This window comes from Pseudoselenomonas ruminantium, assembly GCF_900104055.1.
In the GTDB taxonomy this organism is placed as follows: domain Bacteria; phylum Bacillota; class Negativicutes; order Selenomonadales; family Selenomonadaceae; genus Selenomonas_A; species Selenomonas_A ruminantium_C.
In genome coordinates, this window is the sequence record NZ_FNJQ01000068.1 from 1 (window position 1) to 1,677 (window position 1,677).

A 1,677-nucleotide genomic window follows, 5' to 3' on the forward strand; every position below is an offset into this window, starting at 1 on the left:
GAACATCCCAGCATTATCACGGCTAAGGAAAAAATTGCAGCCCTGCAGAAAAAATTGGCCGAAGAAGTCAATGCAGTCGTAGCCTCAAAATATACCACCATCAACCCTACGCAGGCGGCAATGATCGCTGAACAGGCCAATGCGCAAGTAAGCATGGCTGTAGCCAAAGCAAGTGAAGAAGCCATTCAGGCTCGTAAGGCGGAAAAAGAAAAGGAGCTCGAAGGTTTTCCAAAAGATGTGTTGGAATATCTGAATCTTCAGCGTGATACAGGAATCAAGGAACAGATCTATACCAATCTGATCAAACAGGCTGAAGATAACAAGTTAAAAGAAGCCATGGAAAGCATGGATATTCAGGTTATCGATGCGGCGAATCTGCCGAAGATAGATTCATTACGCGCACTGAGAAAAATAATAATTATTATAGGTGTAATATTGGGGATGTTTATATCTTCCATATATGTAGTCTTGATGTATAGAAAAAATATGTAAGGTGATAAAGTTGCTGAATAAGTATAGTGTATTGATGTCGGTATATTATAAGGATAGACCAGATTGGCTAGAACTAAGTTTGAGTAGTATCGTGTTACAAACTGTTTTTCCTGATGAAATTATACTGGTGAAAGATGGTGAGATAAGCGAAGACTTAGAACGAGTGATAAAAAAATTTATTGATGGATATCCTTGTGTTTTTAAGGTGATTCCTCTAAAAAATAATGTTGGACTTGGACCTGCTTTAAATGTCGGATTAAAGGAGTGTAGGAATAATATAGTTATACGCATGGATGCCGATGATTATTGCGTTTTTGATAGAAATGAGAAATTATTAAAGGCAGCAAATGCACATAAAGATTGTGGGATAATTGGTTCTTGGGAGGCAGAATTTAATGGAAGTTTGGATAATGTAGTAGCAATACATAAAGTGCCAGAGAATACAAATCAAATATTTGAGTTTATGAAGAGAAGATGTGCATTGTTACATCCAACAGTGTTATATAAAAAGGATATAATAATTAAATGTGGTGGTTATAATAATGCACCACTGTATGAGGATTATGATCTTTTTTTGCGTGTGGTTATTAAATATAAAGTACCATGCTATAATATTCAAGAACCGCTATATTTTATTAGGATTAATGATGATTTTTTTAAACGACGTGGTGGATGGAAATATATGAAGAATTTAGTTTCATTTAAATGGAAACAATATAAGATTGGGTACATGAGTTATGGCGATTTTTGTGTTTCTGCAGGAGCACATGCTGTAGTGTGTATGCTGCCTAATTACTTAAGAAAAAAGATTTATATGAAATTTTTAAGAGGTTAAGAACATGGTTAGAGTGCTGCATGTGGTTCCTAATATGCAAATGGGTGGTTTGGAAACCTTTATTATGAATATATATCGGCATATAGATAGAGAGAAGGTACAATTCGATTTCTTAGTACATTATAAAAAAGAATTTCAATACGATGAAGAAATCGAAAAGCTGGGCGGTAGAATCTATCGATTATCTGTTAGGGAAGATAACAATATAATTAAATATATTTATGATTTGTATAATTTTTTTAGACAACACAAAGAGTGAATACTGCGGCGCTTGAGAGCATATCAATATGCTTCTCAGAGCCACTTAATATAGATGGCGTTAGCCATCCGATATGATAGACAGAGCCATC

The 1,677-nt window shown here is 34.8% G+C and carries 3 protein-coding genes; all 3 read left to right on the top strand.

Going from position 1 to position 1,677, the window contains the following annotated elements; translation table 11 throughout:
* Nucleotides 1–492, top strand: a 492-nt coding sequence (locus BLQ59_RS15490; RefSeq protein WP_305367197.1) for a GNVR domain-containing protein, incomplete at its 5' end; no start/stop codon positions are given.
* A gap of 10 nt (nucleotides 493–502) precedes the next feature.
* The gene (locus BLQ59_RS15495; protein WP_143005398.1) at nucleotides 503–1,327 is read left to right on the top strand and encodes a glycosyltransferase; all 825 of its coding nucleotides are present in this window, start codon (nucleotides 503–505) and stop codon (nucleotides 1,325–1,327) included.
* Between the two features lie 4 nt (nucleotides 1,328–1,331).
* Nucleotides 1,332–1,586, top strand: coding sequence for a glycosyltransferase family protein (locus BLQ59_RS15500; RefSeq protein ID WP_074573701.1), 255 nt, complete (start codon nucleotides 1,332–1,334; stop codon nucleotides 1,584–1,586).
* Nucleotides 1,587–1,677 lie beyond the last annotated feature (91 nt).

Excerpts from the sequence above, each read along its gene's own strand:
- BLQ59_RS15500 (WP_074573701.1), top strand. The coding sequence starts at position 1,332 with ATGGTTAGAGTGCTGCATGTGGTTCCTAATATGCAAATGGGTGGTTTG.